Genomic DNA, 21,543 nt, shown 5'->3' with positions numbered 1-21,543 from the left:
CGGTCTGATCGTGCCGGAGGGTAGACCTCTATAGACGCAAATCCCTCTGCCCGCCAATTAAACGGCCCAAGTTGCCAGAGTTGGCGTATTGACTCCCCACTCGAGTGTCAGTAAAACAAAAAGCGTTAACCCTGATTAGCTCTCGATAAGCCCGACGACAAATAACAAAACACGCAACTTACGACTTTTAAATAAGCTAATTTGGCTTATCTGCGCACCCGCAAGTGTCATCTTTCGTCGCTAGCATCTAACAACTATAGATGCTCCTTGTGTGAGGCTAAGGCTATGGAGAATAAAAGCAAACGCGGCTGGTCATGGGCTTATAAAAAGATCCGGGGCTTGCACTGCTCAAAGTTTACATCGGCCTATCGGGCAACCCGGTATGCCCTGCTGGGCGACACCGGGACTTTTTACAGCAAGGTGAGCTGGCAGAAAATTCGCATTTATCGCTAACGCTCTAATACCCAGAGCGCATGACTCCGATTGATTGACAACGAAGTTCACCGGCCTGATTCAGACAATTTATAACACCCCCCACTATGTTTGAACTTTCTCTCTGACGCTTTATCGAAACGCTCGTTCGATATTTTTCAAGTCATGGAGACTCTTGCGAATGTTTACAAAAAAACTGCTACGTCACTCCTGCGCCCTGGCGCTTTTCAGCGCTCCGCTGGCAGTGATGGCCGCCCCAAGCACCGACCCGCTGTTCAACGTGGGCTTGCTGGGTTCCTACACAGACTTCAAATTCGAAGGCGGCAGCAGATCCGACAAGGAACACATGGGCCAAGGCGGCGTATTTGCCAACTATGGCAACAAAATGACCGCTGAATCGGGTTTCATCTACCAGTTGGGTGGCGAAGCCAAATACAGCAAGAAGGATGGCAACAAGCTCAAGGAAGCCCAGGCTGACCTCGACCTTGGCTGGCGTGCCGCGCTGGATGCGCGCAACTTTGTCGACGTGATCGTGGGTGGCGGTTACACCTGGACCCGTTTCGAGCCAGAGATCAACGATATCGACACCAAACTGACCTACAAATCGCCGTTCGCCAAGGCCGCTCTGGGTTACAACCACCAGTTCGACACCTCGACCCTGCGCGTTGAAGTGGGTGCACGTCAGACCCTCGATGGCCGTGCCAAGGTTAAAGTTGAGCACTTCGGCAGCGACACCGTCGACATGAAAGACCGCACCAACCCGTACGCAGAAGTGTCATTGCTGATGAACCAGCAAGGCGACCTGCCGATCCAGGCAGGCGTGTACTACACCCGTACCGAGTACAAGATCGACGAAGACTCGCCGGTCGCTGACAACACCAAACTCAAGCGTGACGAGTTCGGCGTGAAGGTCGGTATGGTCTTCTGATCCGCCCGGTCAGGCCCCGGCGTTGTCGGGGCTTGCACCGCGTAGATCAAGCTCACTGACTGGCGTTGGCGAGTTGCACATAGATGCAAAAACTGGCGAGAAGCAGCCAGAAAATTACAAATAGCCAAGGTGTTCTCATTGAGAACATGAGCGACTTTCGATAGCCCTTCTGACTGGACTCTTTTTCGTTAAACAAGGGCGAATCATCGTAGGCTTTACCCATCACCGGGTCACTTCGCAACAAATGGCTTTGTTTGAAATGCCAGTGATCAATAATCACATACGAAGCCCGAAACCCCGGCCAGGCATGCAGTGAGTTAAAGATGCCCAGAACGGCCATCAAACTTGGCACCACCAATGTGAACAGCTCTCCCCATTCAGGGTTGAGATTGGCCATTGACGATGCAAACGCAATGACCAGGAACGACTGGGCCGTCAAATAGGCGTTCGTTCTATTGGAGAGCAAGGTGGTCTCGTACTGAATTTCTCTGCGATAGAAGTCCAGACGATCTTTCGGGGTGCCAAATAATAAGACGTCATCCGTGCACGCCTGTTGAAGGCGAGTATCTTCAGTGATGATTTTGACCACAACGTGCCTCCGATGGACTGAATCATCTTAGAAGGCGTTTGGTTAAAGGGGTTCATTCTCACGTATCGACTGCCGTCCACCCCCGCGCAGCCATGAAGACCTGTATCGCATCGATGGCCCGTCGAAACAGGGCTATCGCGCAGCGTTCACTCTGCGCTCATTCGGTTTCAATGGTCGCCTGCCATACAACTGTCGTCACACCTATGCGACAATGCGCGCCATGTCTGGCATGAACCCCGCTTTTATTCCTCAGCAGCTTGGCCTTAGCGTCCAATTGTTGCTGTCGACTTATGCGCGTTGGGTCAACTCAAGCTCAGATCGGAGTGGGCTTGAAAAGCTCCAGGTTGGTACCAAACGGCTACCAGCTCAAATACGCGCTCTCTAAGTTATTGATAGGTAAAGCAATTGATCTCCACAGCTAACATCACGATGCAGTTCGGCGCAAAGCCGCTATTCGAGAACGTTTCAGTAAAATTCGGCGCAGGTAACCGCTACGGTTTGATCGGTGCCAACGGTTGCGGCAAATCCACCTTCATGAAAATCCTCGGCAGCGATCTCGACCCGTCGGGCGGCCAGGTCATGCTGGAACCGAACGTGCGTCTGGGTAAGCTGCGCCAGGATCAGTTCGCTTACGAAGAATTCACCGTGATCGATACCGTGATCATGGGCCACGAAGAACTGTGGAAGGTCAAGGCTGAGCGCGATCGCATCTACTCGCTGCCAGAAATGACCGAAGAAGACGGCATGGCCGTTGCCGAACTCGAAACCGAGTTCGCAGAAATGGACGGTTACACCGCTGAGTCCCGTGCCGGTGAATTGCTGCTGGGTCTGGGTATCGGCATTGAACAGCACAACGGCCCGATGAGCGAAGTATCGCCGGGCTGGAAGCTGCGTGTGTTGCTGGCTCAAGCGCTGTTCTCTGATCCTGAAGTGCTGCTGCTCGACGAACCCACCAACCACCTGGATATCAACACGATCCGCTGGCTGGAAAACGTTCTGACTCAGCGCAACAGCCTGATGATCATCATCTCTCACGATAGACACTTCCTGAACAGCGTCTGCACCCACATGGCTGACCTGGACTACGGCGAGCTGCGCCTGTTCCCGGGCAACTATGACGAGTACATGACTGTCGCGACCCAATCACGTGAGCAACTGCTGTCTGAAAACGCCAAGAAGAAAGCTCAGATCAACGAGCTGCAAGCGTTCGTCAGCCGCTTCTCGGCCAACGCCTCGAAATCTAAACAGGCAAGCTCGCGCGCCAAGGCCATCGACAAGATCACCCTGGCCGAGGTCAAGCCTTCCAGCCGTGTCAGCCCGTTCATTCGTTTCGAGCAGACCAAAAAGCTGCACCGCCAGGCCGTCATTGTTGAAAACATGGCTAAAGGCTTTGATGGCAAGACGCTGTTCAAAGACTTCAGCTTCACCGTTGAAGCCGGTGAGCGCGTGGCAATCATTGGCCCGAACGGTATCGGTAAAACGACGCTGCTGCGCACTATGGTCAATGAGCTGACTCCGGATGCCGGTTCGATCAAGTGGACTGAGTCCGCTGAGCTGGGCTACTACGCGCAAGACCACGCGCACGACTTTGAAGACGATGTGACCCTGTTCGACTGGATGGGCCAATGGACTCAAGGCGAGCAAATGATTCGCGGCACCCTGGGCCGCATGCTGTTCTCGAACGACGAGATCCTCAAGTCGGTCAAGGTGATCTCCGGTGGTGAGCAAGGCCGCATGCTGTTCGGCAAGCTGATCCTGCAAAAGCCGAACGTACTGGTGATGGACGAACCGACCAACCACTTGGACATGGAATCCATCGAAGCGTTGAACCTGGCGCTGGAAAACTACCCTGGCACGCTGATTTTCGTCAGCCATGACCGTGAATTCGTATCGTCGCTGGCCACTCGTATCATCGAGCTGAGCCCAAGCGGCGTGATCGACTTCAGCGGCACCTACGACGACTACCTGCGCAGCCAAGGCGTGGTGTTCTGATTCCAGACACCGGTAAAGCCCTTGCTACGACCCGGGCTGTCCCGCAGCAAACAGGCCACCGAATATCTTCAGCATCCCCCAATCGGTTCCCTCTCCTTCGGGAGAGGGCTAGGGTGAGGGGGCTCTTGGATCAAGATCAAAAGATCGCGAGCAAGCTCGCTCCTACAGGGCCTTTAGAATCAATCACTTATTTTGTTTTTGATAGGAGCGAGCTCGTCTCGCGATCTTTTGGCCTTTTCAAAGATCGCGAGGCAAGCTCGCTCCTACAGTTGCTTGTGCAGGCAGAGCTGTGATCAGGCGCTCGGTCATGTCTTCCTGCGCTTTTCCCCGACCTATCAACCAGCGCTGAAACGCCCGGCAATGTGCTTTCTGTAGCGTGTTAGGGTGCCAGCTCAGGTAATACGGCGATGGCAGCGCCATGGCGCGCGGCCACGGGATGATCAAGCGCCCCTCAGCTATGTCACGGGCAATCATCGAGTACTGCGCCAGTACGATGCCCTGATGATCAATAGCAGCCTGAATGGCCATGCTGGCCGAAGAGAAGCTTCGACGCACGGCAATCGTTTGCTCCACCACCCCGCCTTCCAGACCAAACCATTCAACCCACGACGGCGGCGAATCAAATTTCGGCCGTGAGTCAACGCGTATCAGTGGGTACTGAAGCAAGTCAGCGGCCTGCCCTACAGTGCCCGGTTGGCCTAGAAGCGCCGGCGAACACGCTGGCACCACACAATCGTGAAACAGCACAACGCTGCGCTCGGCGTATTGGATCGGCTCGCCATAGCCAATCCGAAAATCGGCGTTTTCCTCCTCCGATGTATCCGCAAGCGTGCCATCCAGATAGATGTCGAGATCATCATGCTCGTGCTGCCATTCGTAGATCAGCGGCCCCAGCCACTTGTTCATCAATGAAGGCAGACCACTGACATACAAGTTGTTGAGGTTTTTCGAGCGTTCGACTTCAGCCACAGCGGCTCTCAACTCTTCAAAGGCTGTCGAACATCTGGCATGGAAACGCTGGCCAATGGCATTCAGGCGCAAACGCTGGCCGTCCTTGACCGTCAGGCTCATGCCCAGCGCCTCATCCAGCAGTTTCATCTGCTGGCTCACGGCCCCCACCGAGAGGTTCAAGCGTTTAGCCGCCTGGGAGATACCGCCACAATGGCCGACGGTTTCGAATATTTGCAGGGCGCGCAAAGGCGGTAAGCGACTCATGGCAATGTGCAGCCTCACAGGCATTTAAAGTTTAGAAATACTAATAAAACTGACAGAAATCGCCATATTTTCTTCACTCAAAAATCGCTTTAGCCTTTTCCCACGCTCAATCGAGCGACGGCTTGGCCGGTCCAGCCCCTTATTCATTTGGTTTTTCGGGAGTTCGTAATGAAAGCTCATCCTCAACACATCACTCAGGTTGTTCTTGGCGATAGAGAGCCTTCCATCGAAGAGTTTGTGGCGGTCGCCCGTTATGCAGCCAAGGTCTCGTTTTCTGAGGCCTACCAGCAGCGCGTGAAAAAATCCCGTGGTCTGGTGGAGCGTTTTCTTGATGAGAATCGCTTGGTCTATGGCGTGACCACCGGGTTCGGCGACAACGTTCGCCATGTGATTTCTGCGAGCAATGCCAAGGAGCTTCAGGTCAATATCGTGCGCTCCCACGCGGTGGCCGTGGGGGAGCCGCTTAAGCGTGAGCAAGTGCGTGCGATCCAGTTGATGGTGCTGATCAGCCTTGGCAAAGGGTATTCGGGGGTGCGCCTTGAGTTACTGGAACTGATTGCTGCCCTGCTCAATAACGACGTCGTACCGTTTGCACCCGGCGAAGGATCTGTGGGCTACCTGGCGGTCGAGGGGCACCTGGCTCTGGTCCTGCTGGGCGAAGGCAAAGCGCGGGTCAATGGCGGCGAATGGGTTGATGGCGCCACGGCGCTGAAACAGGCTGGCCTGCAACCGACCGATCTGCAGTGCAAAGAAGGCCTGGCCATGCTCAATGGCACCACCTCGGTGACCGCCATCGCCATTCTGGCCCTGTACAACGCCATGCAGACTGCTTCGTTGGCAGACGTCGCTGCGGCACTGTCCATGGAAGCGTTAAAAGGCACGATTCGGGCTTTCGACCCACGCTATCACTCGATCAAGGCACATAAAGAGCAGGCGCAAACTGCACGGGACATAAAGGCGATGCTGCATGACAGCCAACTGATCGCTGAAAACATCGACTACCGGCTACAGGACGCCTACAGCCTGCGCTCCATCCCCCAAGTACACGGCGCGTCGAAACGTTTTATCGAGCACGCGCGGGAAAATATCGAAAACGAAATTCATTCCTCAGGCGACAACCCGGTGATCTACCCGCTTGATGACGGCGACGGCATTGCCATTTCGGGAGCCAACTTTGATGGCACCTACATCGGCATGTCAGCCGACTCCTTGTGCGTGGCACTGGCCAACCTGGCGAAGATTGCCGAGCGCCGTATTGATCGCATGGTTAACTCGCACTTCAGTGAAATGCCCGCTTTTTTGGTGCGCAATCCGGGCCTGAACAGCGGCTACATGATCCTGCAATACACTGCGGCAGGCCTGTATGCGGAAATGAAGTCGCTGTCGTTCCCCTCCTCTGTCGACAGCTTCTCGACCTGCGCCAACCAGGAAGACCTGGTCAGCCTGGCCTATAACGCTGTGATCAAGGCCTACAAAGTGTCCGAAAAACTGGAATCAGTGCTGGCCATCGAGCTGCTGGTGGGCTGCCAGGCCCTCGATTTTCATGACGTGGGCAAAGCCTCCAGCGTGACCAAAGCGGTGTATGACCTGGTGCGCAGCCGTGTACCGGTGGCTGAACATGACCGCGCTTTCTATACCGACATTGCCAGCGTGACCGAGCAAGTGCGCAGTGGCGAAGTACTCGCCACCGTGCAGCAAAACCTCAAGTAAACAGACCGCGTTCCAAGTGAGGGCTGCCCGATAAAGCGTGGCCCTCCCCACACAGACAGTCGTACCCGTTACCCCTCGCCGCGCACCACTTTAATCCACACTGTCACCGTTCGTACCACCGTGGTGCACTTTCAGGCTCAAGCATCCGCCTTGCCACTGCCGGATAAAAACCCCGCAACCAATAAATACCAATAACCTGTTGTTTCTAAAGAACTTTCACTGAATTTCAAACGGATTCATCGATGAGAAATCAAGTTGGCCGATTGATTGCATATGCTTGTATGTACAAGCAAATACATGTTCGCACGTACCTCTACCCAGCGGGTTTGGTTTGATCGAGTCGAGTGACAGAAAAATGGACGTTCCAACGCTCAGCCCCGGTAACAACATCCGTCAGATGGCCCAGGACGTCGGCGTGGAAAATGCATTCGCCTTCACAGGCTTAGTACCGGTTTGCATCCGTTCGCAGTACTCAGAAAAACGGTGTGTACCGACCTTGGCGATTCGGCCTGAGCCGGATCAGTTCGCAACACTCAATTGATTAGACAGGAAGTACCAAGATGTCGAACAAATCAAGCTGGTTGGGTTCTGTAGCGCTCAGTGCAATGGTGTTGGCCTGTGCTCCGGCACTCCAGGCCAAAGAGTGGACATCGGTCAATATCGCCACAGAGGGCGCCTATGAACCCTGGAACCTGACACTTCCAGGTGGAAAAATCAGCGGCTTCGAGCCAGAACTGATGGACGTGATCTGTCAGCGCATGCAGCTCAAGTGCAACATCGTCGTGCAGAACTGGGACGGCATGATCGCCAGCCTCAACGCAGGCAAATTCGACGTACTGATGGACGCCATTGTCATCAACGAAGAACGCCAGAAGGTCATGGCCTTCTCTACGCCTTACGCCCAGACCCCGGCCAGTTTTGTCGCCCTGCAAGCCGACTTGCTGCCAGGCAAAACCGGTACTGACGCAGCCATCACCCTGGGCACCGACCCCAAGGAAATCCGTGCTGGCGTTGAAGACCTGCGCAAGGCGCTCAAAGGCAAAACCATCGGCATCGCCTCCGGCACCATTTACACCTCGTTCATTGATCAAAACTTCAAGGATGTAGCGACGATCCGTGAATACGGCAGCTCGTCCGAGGCCATCCTCGACCTGCAATCCGGGCGAATCGACGTTGCGTTCGATGACGTGACCTTCTTCAACTCGCTGATGGACAAACCGGAGAACAAGTCACTGGTGTACACCGGCCCGGTGATCAAAGGCCCGATCTGGGGTGCAGGCGAAGCACTGGGCTTTCGCCAGAACGACGTGGAACTCAAAGCCAAGTTCGACGCCGCCCTCAAGGAAGCCATGGCTGATGGCACGATCAAAACCCTGAGCGAGAAGTGGTTCAAGCAGGACCTGACCCCCAAGCAATGATCTGAATGGCCCGGCAGCGTGAAACGTGCCGGGCTGCTTAACCCTTTTTAGACGTGGGATCCTCTATGAACCTCTTGCAGCTACTCAGTTTTGGTGACTCAGGTTGGGGAATGGCGCTGCTCAAGGCCACCGGCATGACCGTGATATTGACCCTCGCAGCACTGCTGGTGGGGGCAGTATTTGGCAGCCTGGTGGCGGCGGCCAAACTCTCCCGCCGCCGCAGTTTGCGCGGGCTGGGAAATCTGTACTCGATACTGTTCAGGGGGATTCCCGAGTTGCTGGTGATCTACCTGTTCTACTTTGGCGGGGCCAGTGTGGTGACGGCTGTTGGCCATTGGTTCGGCGGCGAAGGTTATATCGACGTGCCGCCTTTTCTGGTCGGGGCGTTGGCGGTGGGGCTGATCTCTGGTTCTTATCAGGCGGAAGTCTACCGGGGCGCCTTTATTGCAGTGTCGCGGGGCGAGCTGGAAGCCGGGATGGCCATCGGTATGAGCCGTGCCATGCGCTTCAAACGGATTCTGGTGCCGCAGATTTTGCGCTACGCGCTGCCGGGTCTGGGCAATGTCTGGCAAATGAGCCTGAAAGATTCCGCGCTGATTTCTGTGATCGGTCTGGTGGAATTGATGCGCGCCAGCCAGGTCGCAGCCGGTTCCACCCGCCAATATTTCACCTTCTACATCATCGGGGGCGCGCTGTACCTCATTCTCACCGGCCTATCCGGTCGGCTGTTCCACATGGCTGAAGCCCGCGTGCGCCGTACGCGGCAGCGCAGCCCAGTCTAGTTCGCGTCGGGAGCGACACCTATGATTGATTTTCCGTTCCTCGCAGACACCATGCTCAAGCTGCTGGCCGCCCTGCCCACCACCTTGTCGATCTTTTTCTGCTCGTTGGTGCTCGGCCTTGCCCTGTCGGTCGGCATCGTCAGCCTGCGGGTCAGCCGCTGGTGGTTTTTCAGCTACCCGGCGCGGTTCTACATCATGCTGTTTCGCGGCACGCCGCTGCTGATTCAAATGTTCTTGATTTACTACGGGCTGGGCCAGTTCCCGGCCATCCGCGACAGCTTTGCCTGGGTCGTGCTGCGCTCACCTTATGGCTGCGCAGTGGTGTCGCTGGCCTTGTGCACCGCCGGTTACACCGCAGAAATCATCCGCGGTGGCCTGCTCAGCGTGCCCCAAGGTCAGATCGAGGCCGGCAAGGCCATTGGCATGTCGCCCTGGGAACTGCTGTACCGGATCATTGCCCCGGTGACCCTGCGCCAGGCCCTGCCGGCCTACTCAACAGAAGCTATTTTGCTGGTCAAGTCCACGGCCCTCGCCAGCCTGGTGACGGTCTGGGATGTCACGGGTGTCGCCCAGCAGATCATCCAGCGCACCTACCGCACGATGGAGGTGTTCATTTGCGCGGCCCTGATCTACCTGGTGCTCAACTACCTGGTGGTGCGTGCGGTCGCCTGGCTCGAGTATCGCCTCTCGCCCCACTTGCGCGAGCGCCCGGCAGACGCCGTGAAAAAATCCAGCCCCACACTGCCTACCCATTCCTGATTTGATACGGAGCCTGCCATGAGCATTCAGTCCGCTTCAGCCTTGTCGGTCACTAACATCCAGAAGTCTTTCGGCAGCGCCCATGTCCTCAAGGGCATTGATCTGGACGCGCACAAAGGTGACGTGATCTCGATCCTCGGCGCCAGCGGGTCCGGTAAAAGTACCTTCCTGCGCTGCATCAACCTGCTGGAAACCCCTGATCAAGGCATCATCCGCGTCAACGGTGAAGTGATCGAGATGAAACAGCATGTCGACGGCCGTCAAACGCCGAGCAACAACCGTCAGGTCCAGCGTATGCGCAGTAGCCTGGGCATGGTGTTCCAGAGCTTCAACCTGTGGTCGCACATGACGGTGCTGCAGAACGTGATTGAAGGCCCGATGCGCGTGCTCAAACGCCCACGCGCCGAATGCATCGAAGAGGCCGAAGCCCTGTTGCACAAGGTCGGCCTGTACGAGCGTAAGGACTACTACCCGGCGCACCTGTCCGGCGGGCAGCAACAACGGGTCGCAATTGCCCGCGCACTGGCGATGAACCCACAAGTAATGCTGTTTGACGAGCCCACCTCGGCACTCGACCCTGAACTGGTTGGCGAGGTGCTGCGGGTGATGCGCTCGCTGGCCGAAGAAGGCCGCACCATGCTGGTGGTCACCCACGAAATGGGCTTTGCCCGGCACGTGTCGAATCGTGTGGTGTTTATGCACGGCGGCTTGATCGACGCTCAGGGCACGCCGACTGAACTGTTCGAAGGCTTGCCCACCGAACGTTTTCGCCAATTCGTCTCTAGCCATAACGATAGAAGCGCCGAGTAAACTGGTCCCGGGCCTGATGCGACGCTGCGAAACCTTGCGCAACCCCTTACTGGAGCAACTCATAAGCTGCTGCCGATTCGGGGTTGTATTTAACTGGAAAAAGGCAGGTTGTGAACCGATCGGCGTTATGGCTCAAGAGGTAAAAAGGGTGCCCCACCCAAACTATCGTTAGCCTGCTTTCATTTACCCGGCAGGCACGCCATGATAGCGGCGCCCAAACGCCAGCCGGAACCGCTGCTCATGTCTGCGCAACACCCTCCTCATCCGAGTTCTCTGTCGGTTACGCTGCAAATCCTGTCGATTGTTTTTTACACCTTTATCGCCTTTATCTGCATTGGCTTGCCCATCGCGGTCTTGCCGGGCTATGTGCATGACCAATTGGGTTTCAGCGCTGTGGTTGCCGGCCTGACCATCGCCTCGCAATACCTCGCCACCCTGCTGACGCGTCCTTCGGCCGGGCGCATCGTCGACAAGCGCGGAACCAAGCCTGCGGTGGTGTACGGCCTGATAGGTATCGCCATCAGCGGCATACTCACGTACGTCGCCGTTATGCTGCAAAGCTCCCCGCTGCTGAGCCTTGGCATTTTGATCGTCGGGCGCATTTTTTTGGGCATCGCCCAAGGGCTTATCGGTGTCGGCACGATCAGTTGGGGCATCGCGCAAGTCGGCTCGGAACACACCGCCCGCACCATTGGCTGGAACGGTATTGCCTCTTACGGGGCGATTGCTCTGGGTGCTCCGCTGGGGGTGCTGATGATCGACACATTGGGGTTTTCCAGCCTGGGCATTGCGCTGCTGGGGTTGGCCTTACTGGCACTGCTGACCATCCGTAACAAAACCTCGATCCCGGTGATCGCCGGGGTGCGACTGTCCTTTTGGTCAGTGCTGGGGCTGATCGCGCCCTATGGCCTCAGCCTGATGCTGGCGTCTATTGGTTATGGCACTTTGACGACCTTTATCACACTGTTTTATATCGACCAGGGCTGGACGGGCGCCGCCTATTGCCTGTCGGTGTTTGGCGTGTGTTTTATCCTGGCACGGCTGATTTTCACCAACAGCATTAACCGCCTGGGTGGCTACAGCGTCGCAATGACCTGTATGGCCATGGAAACCCTGGGGCTGGTGCTGCTGTGGCTCGCGCCGTCTACCGGCTATGCCTTGATCGGTGCCGGGTTGGCAGGGTTTGGCCTGTCACTGGTGTACCCGGCGCTGGGCGTTGAGGCGGTCAAGCAAGTCCCCAGTTCGAGCCGGGGTGCAGGCTTGGGCGCTTATGCAGTGTTTTTTGATCTGGCGCTGGCCATGGCCGGGCCGCTGATGGGCGCCATCGCCTTGAACCTTGGGTATCCCTGGATCTTTTTCAGCGCAGCACTGATGTGCATGGCGGGCCTGCTGCTTACCCTCGGGCTTTCGCGCCGGGCCCGCTAGTGGTCTGCGGTCCGTAACAGTGTGTGGGCGTTGTTATTCAGCGCCTTACTGAAAAAGCGCCCTGATTCGTAAATCAAATCGCGGTGGATGTCCTCACGATCAACCCCGTCGGCATCGGTGCAGGCCCAGGCCATGGTTGCGCGCTGTTCATCCGAGCAAGGCGCCAGAAACACAAAATGCCCGGCGCCAGGGATTAAGTTGAACTCCGGGGGGACCGGTAATTTACGCGCCAGGGCTTCGGCGTTTTTGTCCGGGAACACGGTTTGATCACCCTCGCCGCTGTACAACAAAACCGGCACATGCACCTGGGCCAAGGTGTCGCGGCCAAACATCAGGCTCAGCGGCGCCATTAACAGCAACGCACGCACACGCGGGTCCGCGATGGGCAGCAAATCATCCCGATCAGCGATCAGTTCACCTTGGGTCGTGCACGCATCGTGGTCATCGGGTCGCTCTTGGCAATAACGCCGCAGACGGTTCAAGTCCGGCTCGGCCCCGGCCAGAATCAGCGCCGTTTCACCGCCTGCCGAATAGCCGATCACCCCGACCTGATCAGCGTCGACGTAAGCAGACAGGCTGTTTTCATCCAGCACCGCGCTGATTGCCGCCGATATTTGCATCGGCCGCCCGTAAAGGTTGCTCAGGGTGCCGGTGCGGCTGTGGTCTTTAAAATTGTCACCCGGATGCAGCACCGCCACGACAACAAAGCCTTTGCGCGCCAGCGCGGTGATCAGGTCGTGCAGCGCCAGCGGCGTGCCGACATTGCCATGGGACAGCACCAGCAACGGGTAATGGCCGATGGCGATCTTGGCATCTTCGCTGGCATCGATGTCGTAGACGCCAATGCGGCTGTGCACTTCGTCATCAGTAGACGGGTAAAAAGCGATGGCGTTCATCGGCTGGCCGTCCACCGGGTCCAGAAAGCTGAGGCGATGAAAGCCCACGCTCCATTGGTTGAGTGGCTCGGCGTGCACCAGCACAGGGCAACTAGCCATTATAAGAAACACGACAGCGCATAGACGCATCATGGCGGCTTACCTTTAATAGCGCTCAGCTTGCAGCGGGCGATGAAAAAAGACGGTTACCCTCTCCTTTGCATAACCCAAGCCATTAAAGCCAGATGCAAAAAACTCCGTACTCTGGCCAATGACGGTATCCAGAATACAGAGTTTTGTTATGCGGGCACTACAGGGCAGCTTACGCGGCGCTGAACAGACCCTGACTAATGTGCTGATGAGCATCGCTCAGGGCTTTGCTGCGCACTTCATCGCCATAACCCAGGCCATGTGCACGAACAAACTCAACATCGGTGATGCCGAGGAAGCCCAGCAGCACTTTCAAATAATCTTCGTGCGCCACGCCTGTCGCCTGGCCCGCGTGCAGGCCGCCAGAGGTCGAGACCACGATCACTTTCTTGCCACCGCACAGGCCAACCGGGCCGTTTTCGGTGTAACGGAAGGTTTGGCCGGCCACCGCAATGCGGTCGATCCAGGCCTTGAGCTGGGTTGGAATGGTGAAGTTGTACATCGGCGCGCCGATCACCACTGCATCCGCGGCCAGGAACTGCGCCAGGGTGTCTGCGCTCAATTGCGCTTCGTATTTTTGCGCCGCATCACGCAGCTCAGCCGGGGTGCCAGCCGCCACCAGGGTAGCCGCCGAAAAGTGCTGAATGCCTTCGCTGGCGAGGTCGCGGTAGCTCACTTCAACACTCGGCTCAGCCGCTTGCCAAGCCTTGACTACTTCACCGCTCAGCTGACGCGAAGCCGAGTTGTCGCCCAAGATGCTCGAATCGATATGCAAAAGTTTCATGCGGATCTCCAAATTAAGACCGCCTCAGGCGATCAAGTGAGGATGATGCTACCGATGAAAGCAATCGACGATAAGTCAGCGAGCATGCGATAGTTCGTCCCACCTGTAGGACAGTGAGAAAAGCAATGCAGGACCTTAATGATCTCTACTACTTCGCCAAAGTCGTCGAAGCCGGTGGCTTTGCGGCGGCGGGCCGTGTGCTGGGAATCCCCAAGTCACGTTTATCGCGGCGTGTGGCCGAACTTGAAGAGCGCCTGGGCGCACGTCTGTTGCAGCGCACCACGCGCCAGCTAAAGCTCACCGCTGTTGGCGAGCGCTACTTGAGCCATTGCCAGGCCATGCTGTTGCAAGCCGAAATGGCCGACGAGGCCGTGGCAAGCATGTCCAGCGAACCCCGAGGGCGCCTGCGGGTGTCGTGCCCGGTGGGCCTGGCTCACCAGTTTATGCCCGATGTCGTCAGCTCTTTTCTGCGCGCCTACCCCCATGTGCAACTGGAGGTCAGCCTGCTCAATCGCCGCGTAGACTTGATCACCGAAGGCATTGACGTGGCCATGCGCGTCCGCGAACTGGGCGATGAGGACCCGCTGCTGGTGACGCGGCGTTTGCGCAAGGCGGTGACCGTCATGGTGGCCAGCCCGGCGTTCGCTGAGCAGTGGGCAATCAAGACCCCGGACGATCTCAAAAATGCCCCGGTGCTGGGGGCGCTTGAGGCCGATCGCATGGTCCATTTGCGCATGCTCGATGAGCACGGCAAAGCCTCAGACCTGGTGCTGGAAGCACGCTTGGGCATTGATGACTTTAACGTGCGCAAAGCCTGCGCCCTGCAAGGGCTGGGCTTCACCGTGCTGCCCTTGATGTATTGCGAGCACGAGCTTGAAACCGGTGAACTGGTGCAGTTGCTGCCTCAATGGTCACTGCCCGGCGGCTGGCTGCAAGCCGTGTACCCACACCGGCGTGGCGTTATGCCAGCGGTGCGGGCCTGGATCGAACATTTGGCCGATACCTTCGAACGCTGCGGAGAAAAAACCCTATGACGCGCACGTCCAACACGCAAAAAATCATGTCCAAGGAACAGGTAGCCGAGTTCTGCCGCGGCCTGCCGGGGGTCAAGGAGGATGTGAAATGGGGCGGGGTTGAAGTGTTCTATATCGATCAGAGCAAAATGTTTGCCCTGTTCAACCTCAACAGCAACGGGTTGTCGTTCAAGGTCGAGAAAGAACTGTTTCTGGGCTATATCGATCGCCCTGGGATACGCCCTTCGCCCTATCTGGCGCGAGCCCACTGGATCAACATGCAGGCGCCCTACCCGATGGGCGCTGAAGAACTGCAAGACTTGCTGCGCCGTTCCCACCAGTTGGTGGTCGGCAAACTGCCGAAAAAGCGTCAGATCGGCTTATTGATCTGACGCTCATGGCAGCCGCTTACAGGTTCAGAAAGGTGATTTTCAAGAACAGCACGTCAACCCAGACCGCTTGATGCACGACCACGATCAACCAGAACCAGGCCTGAAATGACACCTTGCGGGTCTTGTGGCGGAACACTTGCTGGGCTACCAACGCACCCGGCCAGCCGCCCAGCAACTCAACCCCGTGCAGGAGCTTTTCCGGGGTGCGCCAGCGGCCATGCCGGGCTTGCTGCTTGTCATAGCCATAAAGGATGAACGCCACGACACTGGCCACGGCATAAACAAGCAGAGGCACCCGCGTAATGCCGGTGAGCAACAGGCTCAGCGAGCCTCCCAGCGGCATCGCGCACAGCAGCAGTAACGCCAGCAGCTTGAGCTTCACGCCACGCATCGGCCCAGCTGGCTGCTCAGGCAGCCCGGCCGAGCCGCGACGATCGTTGGCCGAGGTCTTCAACCTGCCGCCGACCAGTCAATCCAGCCGAACTTCCAGGTCGCCAGAATCAGCATGCCGAAGGCAATGCGGTACCAGGCGAACGCGGCATAGCTGTGGTTGGAAATGAACTTGAGCAACGCGCGCACCGCGATCATGGCGAAGATGAATGCCGTGACAAAACCGATGGCGAACACTGGCAAGTCATCAGGCTGGAACAGTTCACGGTACTTGTAACCCGAGTACACCGCCGCGCCGACCATGGTAGGCATCGCCAGGAAGAACGAAAACTCGGTGGCCGCTTTACGCGACAGGCCGAACAACAGGCCGCCAATGATGGTCGAGCCCGAACGCGAGGTCCCCGGGATCATCGCCAGGCATTGTGCAAAACCGATTTTGACCGCGTCTTTCCAGGTCATGTCGTCTACGGTTTCAGCGCGAATCACGTGGGTGCGGCGCTCAGCCCAGAGCATGATCACACCGCCGATAACCAGGGCAGAAGCCACGGTAATCGGGTTGAACAGGTATTCGTGGATCATGTCAGCGAAGATCACCCCCAACACCACCGCCGGCAGTACCGCGATGATCAGGTTGACGGTAAAGCGACGCGCACTGGGTTGCGTCGGCAAACCTACGACAACGTCGAGGATCTTGCGGCGAAACTCCCAGACAACCGCCAAAATGGCGCCCAGCTGGATAATGATGTTGAACGCCATGGCGCGTTCGCCGCCGAAGTTCAGCAAGTCAGCCACAATAATCTGGTGGCCAGTACTTGAGACCGGCAAGAATTCCGTAAGGCCCTCAACGACACCGAGTATCAACGCCTGTGCGGCAGTCCAAAGATCCATCATTCCCCCATTAAAGCGCGGCGTCATGCCGCGCTGATTAGCTAAAAAATAAGTGTGTGCAACCGGTGCCGAGCCGTGGTTGCGGGTGTTGCATGTTCACTGACGGGATGTGAAATAACTGTCAGAAAACAATAAAGATTCAGCTTTCTGAATTTCGGCCGAGATCCTATCAGACACGTTCCACTTTCGCTGCTCTGAGTGCGAGCGTTGACAACAAGAACAACAAAGGAGTGACCGCTGTATGAATACCCTGCGCAAGTTGTCCATCAGCCAGCGTCTGTGGCTGATCTTGATCGTGGCAATGGCCATGCTGCTGGCGTTGGGTTTGCTGATGCTAAAGCAGATACATGACGATTTGAATGAAGGCAAAGCGCAGAAAACCCGGCATGTGGTGCAAGCCGCCAGTGGCGTTCTGGACTACTACCATGGCCTCGAAACTGCCGGATCGTTAAGCCGGGATGCCGCGCAACAACAAGCGCTGCAGGTCATCAGCAAGATGCGTTATGACCAGGGCGACTACTTCTGGATCAATGACCTGCGCCCTTTTATGGTCATGCACCCGACCAACCCCAAACTCGACGGCAAAGACCTGTCTGCCATCAAGGACCCGGACGGTGTGGCGATCTTCAATGAGATGGTCGCACTGGCCAAGACACAGGGTTCAGGCAACCTGGCCTACCGCTGGCCCAAACCCGGCGCTGACGAGCCGGTGGCAAAAACCTCTTATGTGCAACTGTTCGAGCCATGGGGGTGGGTGATTGGCTCCGGGGTGTACATCGACGACATGCAGGCCGAGTTTCAGGCCCAAGTATGGAAAGCCAGTGTCGCTGGCCTGACGATTGCGCTGATCATGGTCGTGCTGGTCAGATTGATCGCCCGCAGCATTGCCCGCCCGTTAAAAGAGGCGGTGCAAGCCATGGCCAATATTGCCAGCGGCGAAAGTGACCTGACCCGCAGCCTCGACACCCACGGGCGCGATGAAGTTACCGAGCTTGCCCGGCACTTCAACACCTTCACCACCAAGCTGCGCACGGTCATCCGCCACTTGCAGTCCACCGCCACAGCGCTGGAACAGTCTTCGACGCAGATCGGCAACGACGCGACGCAAGCCCAGCAACGTTGCCAGCAACAAGCCTCGCAGATGGAGCAAGTGGCCACGGCGATCAACGAAGTCACCTACGCCGTGCAAGAGGTGGCTAAAAACGCCGAACACGCCGCCGGCGAAATGCGTGGTGCACAGACCCAGGCCGAGCTGGGCCAGCAGAACATCGACAGCAGCCTGAAGCAGATCGACCAACTGTCGATCACCATTGACCAGGCGGTCGAGGTGATCCGCACGCTGGCCACGCAAAGCAGCGGCATTGGCAGCGTACTTGAAGTGATCCGCTCGATTGCCGAACAGACCAACTTACTGGCCCTGAACGCGGCCATTGAAGCGGCGCGTGCCGGAGAACAGGGTCGCGGCTTTGCCGTGGTCGCCGACGAGGTGCGCTTGCTGGCCCAGCGCACGCAAAAATCCACGGCTGAAATCCAGACCATGATTGAAGCGTTGCAACAGCACTCCGAAGCAGCCGTGAATGTTATCGCCAGCAGCAGCCAGGCGTCGCAAGCGACCATCGAACAAGCCACTCAGGCCGGCAACAGCCTGACCACCATCGGCCATGCGCTCAGCAACCTGAACGAGCTCAACGCATCCATCGCCAGCGCCACGCTTCAGCAGGCGCACGTTGTGGAAGACATCAACCAAAACGTCACCCAGGCCGCCGGCCTTTCGCAAAACACCGCCAAGGCTGCCGAACAATCGAGTGCCGACAGCGCTCACCTCAAGGAACTGAGCGTGCAGCTCAACGGATTATTGGGCCAGTTCAAGGTGTAACCCCTGCAAAACTTGTAGTCGCTGACGAGGCACGAGGCTGCGATGCGAGCCGCAGGATCGCCAATTAGGGTCGCTTCGCAACCCATCGCAGCCTCGTGCCTCGTCAGCGACTACAAGGTCATTCAGCGGTTTATTGAAATCGAGTGCACGCAAAACTTGACGACACCGGGTGATTTGAGTTTTCCTGAAACCGGTTTCATCACCCTCTGATGGAAACCGCCTGCGATAACACCAATAAAAGGTTTCAGGCCGTGAACAGTTTTTCTGCAGCCCAGCGCACCCGCGTGACCATGCTTGATGTTGCCCAGCGCGCTGGCGTCTCCAAGGCCAGTGTGTCGCGCTTTATCGGTGAAGACCGAGCTCTGTTGTCCGCGGCCATCGCCGAACGTATCGAACAGGCCATCAACGAGCTGGGCTATCGCCCCAATCAAATGGCCCGAGGCCTTAAGCGCGGCCGTACCCGGCTGATCGGCATGCTGGTGGCCGACATTCGCAACCCCTATTCGATTGCGGTGATGCATGGCGTTGAAACCGCCTGCCGCCAGCACGGCTACAACCTGGTGGTGTGCAACACCGACCGCAATGATGAGCAAGAACACCAGCACCTCGCGGCGCTACGTTCTTACAACATCGAAGGCCTGATTCTGAACACCCTTGGCCATCACCCTGACGCGCTGCAAGCGCTGCACCAAGAGATGCCCATCGTCCTGATTGACCGAAAAGTCGAGCAACTGCACAGCGACATGGTCGGCCTCGACAACGCCGGTGCCGTGCGCATGGCCCTTGAGCACCTGCAAGAGCAGGGTTATCGCGATCTGCTGCTGGTCAGCGAGCCGATTGACGGCACCAGCTCACGCAGCGAGCGTATCGAGAGCTTCAATCAGCACTTGGCCCAACACCCGTCGCTCAGCGGCGCAGCGGTGCAAACCGGCCCGCAACTCAACACCGATATCCAGGCATTTCTGCAAGCGGCTGGTCCCGGCCCCAAGGCCATCTTTTGTTCCAACGGCGTGGCCGCCCTGGCGTGCACCCAGGTTTTGCGCGAGTTGAACTGCCGCCTGTTCGAAGACGTTGGCCTGATCGCCCTGGATGACCTGGACTGGTTTGCGCTGGTGGGCAGCGGCATCACCGCCCTCGCCCAACCGACACAACAGATCGGCGCCAGCGCGTTCGACTGCCTGCTCAGACGCCTCAAGGGTGACACCGGCCCCGCGCACAACCTGGACTTCGCCGCCCGCCTGATCGTTCGCGGCTCAACTCAACACGCTAGCCCCTGACGCTTGAGGGGCTGACAACCGTTATCCGGTCGTCAGCCCTTAACGCTGTACAAAAATGAAACCGGTTTCAGAGAGCAATAACAATGAACACATTTCCTGTTTCCATCAGCCTGTCGAGCTACGGCGCCGACCTTGTTCGCGAACGAGGGCAAGCGAGTTTCATCGAGCTGCTGGCCAAAGCCGGCGCCACACGTATCGAGTTGCGCGAAGAGTTACTCACCGGTGAAGACCCGGCCAGCTTTGGCCAGGCGGTTCAACAGCACGATCTGGAATGCCTGTATTCATCGCCGATGGAACTGTGGGAAGCCGGCCAGTCACGCCCCAACCCGCAACTGCTACCGACCCTGCAACGGGCCCAGGCGTTCGGCGCCAAGTGGCTGAAAGTCTCGCTGGGGTACTTCACCGAGCATTGCGACATGCGCCAACTGGCCGCCTGCCTTGAGCAGCAATCCGTAGGCTTGCTGGTGGAAAACGACCAAACCTCCCAAGGCGGGCGCATCGAGCCCATGCAGCGCTTTTTCGACAGCGTCGAGCAACTGCAAGCCCCCGTCAGCATGACCTTCGACATTGGCAACTGGCAGTGGCAAGACCAGTCGGCCAGTACCGCCGCGCGCCTGCTGGGCCGCCACGTGACCTATGTGCATTGCAAAGGCGTGGCCAGACGTCCGGATGGCAAATTGATTGCCACCCCGCCGACGGCCACCGACCTGCAAACCTGGCAACAGCTCATGGGCCACATGCCGCACGGCCTGCCCCGCGCCGTCGAATACCCGCTGCAAGGCAACGACCTGACCTGGCTGACCCGCCAACACGTACAGGTTCTGTCCCGACTCAGTCACACCCAACAGGAGCCGAGCTATGTCTAACGTCGATGTGTTGTCATTTGGCGAAACCATGGCCATGTGGGTGGCCGAGCAAACCGGCGACCTGGCCTTGGTCGAGACGTTTCACAAACGCATCGCCGGCGCGGACAGCAACGTGGCCATTGGCCTGGCCCGTCTGGGGTTCAATGTGAACTGGTTGAGCCGCGTAGGGGCTGACTCCCTCGGGCGCTTTGTTCTCAACACCCTGCAAGGCGAAGGACTGGACTGCCAGCATGTGGCGATTGACCCGCAGCACCCCACGGGTTTTCAGCTTAAATCGCGCGTCGATGAAGGCAGTGACCCGTACGTGGAGTATTTTCGCCGGGGTTCCGCCGCCAGCCACCTGAACCGCTCGGTGATCAGCGACGCGTTGCTCAACGCCCGGCACTTGCATGCCACCGGCATCCCGCCTGCGCTTTCAGCGAGCTGCAACGAATTGTCTTTTGAACTGATGCGGGCGATGCGCGCCGCAGGCAAAAGTGTGTCGTTTGACCCGAACCTGCGCCCGTCGCTATGGGCCAGCGAACAGCAGATGATTCGCGACATCAACGCCCTCGCCGCCCACGCGCACTGGGTACTGCCGGGGCTTGCAGAAGGCCGCCTGCTCACCGGCTACGACGCCCCTGCGGACATTGCCGCGTTTTATCTGGAGCAAGGCGCGGAGGCGGTGATCATCAAACTCGGCGCCAAAGGCGCGTTCTTGCGCACGGCCACCACCGAGCAATTTGTGCCCGCCGTGCCTGTCGCCCACGTGATCGACACCGTGGGTGCGGGCGATGGCTTTGCTGTGGGGGTGATCAGCGCCCTGCTGGAAAACCTCAGCCTTGACCAAGCGGTGCAACGCGGCAACTGGATCGGCAGTCGCGCCGTGCAAAGCCGTGGCGACATGGAGGGCCTGCCGACCCGCGCTGAACTCAACCAACTCTCAACCGCCGCCTGATTTTTAGCTCGACCCGTTACCTGCTGCGACAAAAA

21 protein-coding genes and 1 pseudogene are annotated in these 21,543 nt (G+C 57.8%); 16 read left to right on the top strand and 6 right to left on the bottom strand.

What is annotated here, in order from left to right; genetic code table 11:
* Positions 1 to 613: 613 nt before the first annotated feature.
* Complete coding sequence (locus tag GHO41_RS04850) at positions 614 to 1,360, top strand: outer membrane beta-barrel protein (RefSeq protein ID WP_153433075.1); 747 nt, start codon at positions 614 to 616, stop codon at positions 1,358 to 1,360.
* A 52-nt stretch (positions 1,361 to 1,412) separates the two neighbouring features.
* Here the strand turns inward: GHO41_RS04850 and GHO41_RS04845 are convergent, their stop codons facing one another.
* On the bottom strand, positions 1,413 to 1,949 hold the full coding sequence (locus GHO41_RS04845) for a hypothetical protein (protein ID WP_371928841.1): 537 nt from the start codon (positions 1,947 to 1,949) through the stop codon (positions 1,413 to 1,415).
* A gap of 175 nt (positions 1,950 to 2,124) precedes the next feature.
* Here GHO41_RS04845 and GHO41_RS30255 point away from each other — a divergent pair.
* Both GHO41_RS30255 and GHO41_RS04840 read left to right on the top strand, forming a co-directional pair.
* Positions 2,125 to 2,334, top strand: a pseudogene (locus GHO41_RS30255) (site-specific integrase); the annotation flags it as partial.
* 20 nt (positions 2,335 to 2,354) lie between these two features.
* Positions 2,355 to 3,941 carry an ABC-F family ATPase gene (locus tag GHO41_RS04840; RefSeq protein WP_082148731.1) on the top strand — a complete coding sequence of 529 codons (1,587 nt, stop codon included), beginning with the start codon at positions 2,355 to 2,357 and terminating at the stop codon, positions 3,939 to 3,941.
* Between the two features lie 237 nt (positions 3,942 to 4,178).
* Here the strand turns inward: GHO41_RS04840 and GHO41_RS04835 are convergent, their stop codons facing one another.
* Entirely contained in the window at positions 4,179 to 5,156 is a 978-nt protein-coding gene (locus GHO41_RS04835) for a LysR substrate-binding domain-containing protein (RefSeq protein WP_153433074.1), read from the bottom strand.
* Positions 5,157 to 5,324: 168 nt separating this feature from the next.
* On the opposite strand from GHO41_RS04835, the gene hutH reads away from it, so the two are divergent.
* The 7 genes from hutH (at position 5,325) to GHO41_RS04800 (ending at position 12,060) form a co-directional block, all read left to right on the top strand.
* Complete coding sequence (hutH, locus tag GHO41_RS04830; protein ID WP_153329895.1) at positions 5,325 to 6,866, top strand: histidine ammonia-lyase; 1,542 nt, start codon at positions 5,325 to 5,327, stop codon at positions 6,864 to 6,866.
* 355 nt (positions 6,867 to 7,221) lie between these two features.
* Positions 7,222 to 7,407 carry a hypothetical protein gene (locus GHO41_RS04825; protein WP_178126470.1) on the top strand — a complete coding sequence of 62 codons (186 nt, stop codon included), beginning with the start codon at positions 7,222 to 7,224 and terminating at the stop codon, positions 7,405 to 7,407.
* A gap of 19 nt (positions 7,408 to 7,426) precedes the next feature.
* The gene (locus GHO41_RS04820) at positions 7,427 to 8,284 is read left to right on the top strand and encodes a transporter substrate-binding domain-containing protein (protein WP_256678674.1); all 858 of its coding nucleotides are present in this window, start codon (positions 7,427 to 7,429) and stop codon (positions 8,282 to 8,284) included.
* Positions 8,285 to 8,349: 65 nt separating this feature from the next.
* A complete protein-coding gene (locus tag GHO41_RS04815; RefSeq protein WP_153329899.1) occupies positions 8,350 to 9,066 on the top strand; it encodes an ABC transporter permease in 717 nt (238 codons plus the stop codon).
* A 21-nt stretch (positions 9,067 to 9,087) separates the two neighbouring features.
* The gene (locus tag GHO41_RS04810; RefSeq protein WP_153433072.1) at positions 9,088 to 9,825 is read left to right on the top strand and encodes an ABC transporter permease; all 738 of its coding nucleotides are present in this window, start codon (positions 9,088 to 9,090) and stop codon (positions 9,823 to 9,825) included.
* 18 nt (positions 9,826 to 9,843) lie between these two features.
* A complete protein-coding gene (locus tag GHO41_RS04805; protein WP_153433071.1) occupies positions 9,844 to 10,635 on the top strand; it encodes an ABC transporter ATP-binding protein in 792 nt (263 codons plus the stop codon).
* 240 nt (positions 10,636 to 10,875) lie between these two features.
* Positions 10,876 to 12,060, top strand: coding sequence for an MFS transporter (locus GHO41_RS04800; RefSeq protein WP_153433070.1), 1,185 nt, complete (start codon positions 10,876 to 10,878; stop codon positions 12,058 to 12,060).
* Here GHO41_RS04800 and GHO41_RS04795 read toward each other — a convergent pair.
* Complete coding sequence (locus tag GHO41_RS04795; protein ID WP_153433069.1) at positions 12,057 to 13,088, bottom strand: dienelactone hydrolase; 1,032 nt, start codon at positions 13,086 to 13,088, stop codon at positions 12,057 to 12,059. The two genes, GHO41_RS04800 and GHO41_RS04795, sit on opposite strands and share 4 nt — an antisense overlap.
* Positions 13,089 to 13,257: 169 nt before the next feature.
* The gene (locus GHO41_RS04790; protein ID WP_153433068.1) at positions 13,258 to 13,869 is read right to left on the bottom strand and encodes an FMN-dependent NADH-azoreductase; all 612 of its coding nucleotides are present in this window, start codon (positions 13,867 to 13,869) and stop codon (positions 13,258 to 13,260) included.
* Positions 13,870 to 13,994: 125 nt separating this feature from the next.
* Here GHO41_RS04790 and GHO41_RS04785 point away from each other — a divergent pair, with 125 nt between their 5' ends.
* Together GHO41_RS04785 and GHO41_RS04780 are read left to right on the top strand one after the other, a co-directional pair.
* Positions 13,995 to 14,903, top strand: a complete 909-nt coding sequence (locus GHO41_RS04785; RefSeq protein WP_153433067.1) for a LysR substrate-binding domain-containing protein — start codon at positions 13,995 to 13,997, stop codon at positions 14,901 to 14,903.
* Between the two features lie 26 nt (positions 14,904 to 14,929).
* Positions 14,930 to 15,274 carry an MmcQ/YjbR family DNA-binding protein gene (locus GHO41_RS04780; RefSeq protein ID WP_153433098.1) on the top strand — a complete coding sequence of 115 codons (345 nt, stop codon included), beginning with the start codon at positions 14,930 to 14,932 and terminating at the stop codon, positions 15,272 to 15,274.
* Between the two features lie 16 nt (positions 15,275 to 15,290).
* Here GHO41_RS04780 and GHO41_RS04775 read toward each other — a convergent pair whose 3' ends face one another.
* Together GHO41_RS04775 and GHO41_RS04770 are read right to left on the bottom strand one after the other, a co-directional pair.
* Positions 15,291 to 15,665 (bottom strand): DUF1294 domain-containing protein, encoded by a 375-nt coding sequence (locus GHO41_RS04775; protein ID WP_178126471.1) that lies wholly within the window; start codon positions 15,663 to 15,665, stop codon positions 15,291 to 15,293.
* Between the two features lie 59 nt (positions 15,666 to 15,724).
* The gene (locus tag GHO41_RS04770) at positions 15,725 to 16,552 is read right to left on the bottom strand and encodes an undecaprenyl-diphosphate phosphatase (RefSeq protein WP_048370100.1); all 828 of its coding nucleotides are present in this window, start codon (positions 16,550 to 16,552) and stop codon (positions 15,725 to 15,727) included.
* 241 nt (positions 16,553 to 16,793) lie between these two features.
* Between GHO41_RS04770 and GHO41_RS04765 the strand changes: the two genes are divergently transcribed.
* The 4 genes from GHO41_RS04765 (at position 16,794) to GHO41_RS04750 (ending at position 21,508) form a co-directional block, all read left to right on the top strand.
* Complete coding sequence (locus GHO41_RS04765; RefSeq protein ID WP_153433066.1) at positions 16,794 to 18,428, top strand: methyl-accepting chemotaxis protein; 1,635 nt, start codon at positions 16,794 to 16,796, stop codon at positions 18,426 to 18,428.
* Positions 18,429 to 18,679: 251 nt separating this feature from the next.
* Complete coding sequence (locus GHO41_RS04760; protein WP_371928840.1) at positions 18,680 to 19,705, top strand: LacI family DNA-binding transcriptional regulator; 1,026 nt, start codon at positions 18,680 to 18,682, stop codon at positions 19,703 to 19,705.
* A gap of 83 nt (positions 19,706 to 19,788) precedes the next feature.
* The gene (locus GHO41_RS04755) at positions 19,789 to 20,571 is read left to right on the top strand and encodes a sugar phosphate isomerase/epimerase (protein ID WP_153433064.1); all 783 of its coding nucleotides are present in this window, start codon (positions 19,789 to 19,791) and stop codon (positions 20,569 to 20,571) included.
* The gene (locus GHO41_RS04750) at positions 20,564 to 21,508 is read left to right on the top strand and encodes a sugar kinase (protein WP_153433063.1); all 945 of its coding nucleotides are present in this window, start codon (positions 20,564 to 20,566) and stop codon (positions 21,506 to 21,508) included. The genes GHO41_RS04755 and GHO41_RS04750 overlap by 8 nt, the downstream gene beginning before the upstream one ends.
* Positions 21,509 to 21,543 lie beyond the last annotated feature (35 nt).

It is taken from the genome of Pseudomonas sp. FSL R10-0399 (assembly GCF_009600165.1).
Lineage (GTDB): Bacteria > Pseudomonadota > Gammaproteobacteria > Pseudomonadales > Pseudomonadaceae > Aquipseudomonas > Aquipseudomonas helleri.
The sequence above is the reverse complement of the archived record's forward strand: the minus strand, read 5'-3'. Positions and strand labels throughout refer to the sequence as shown.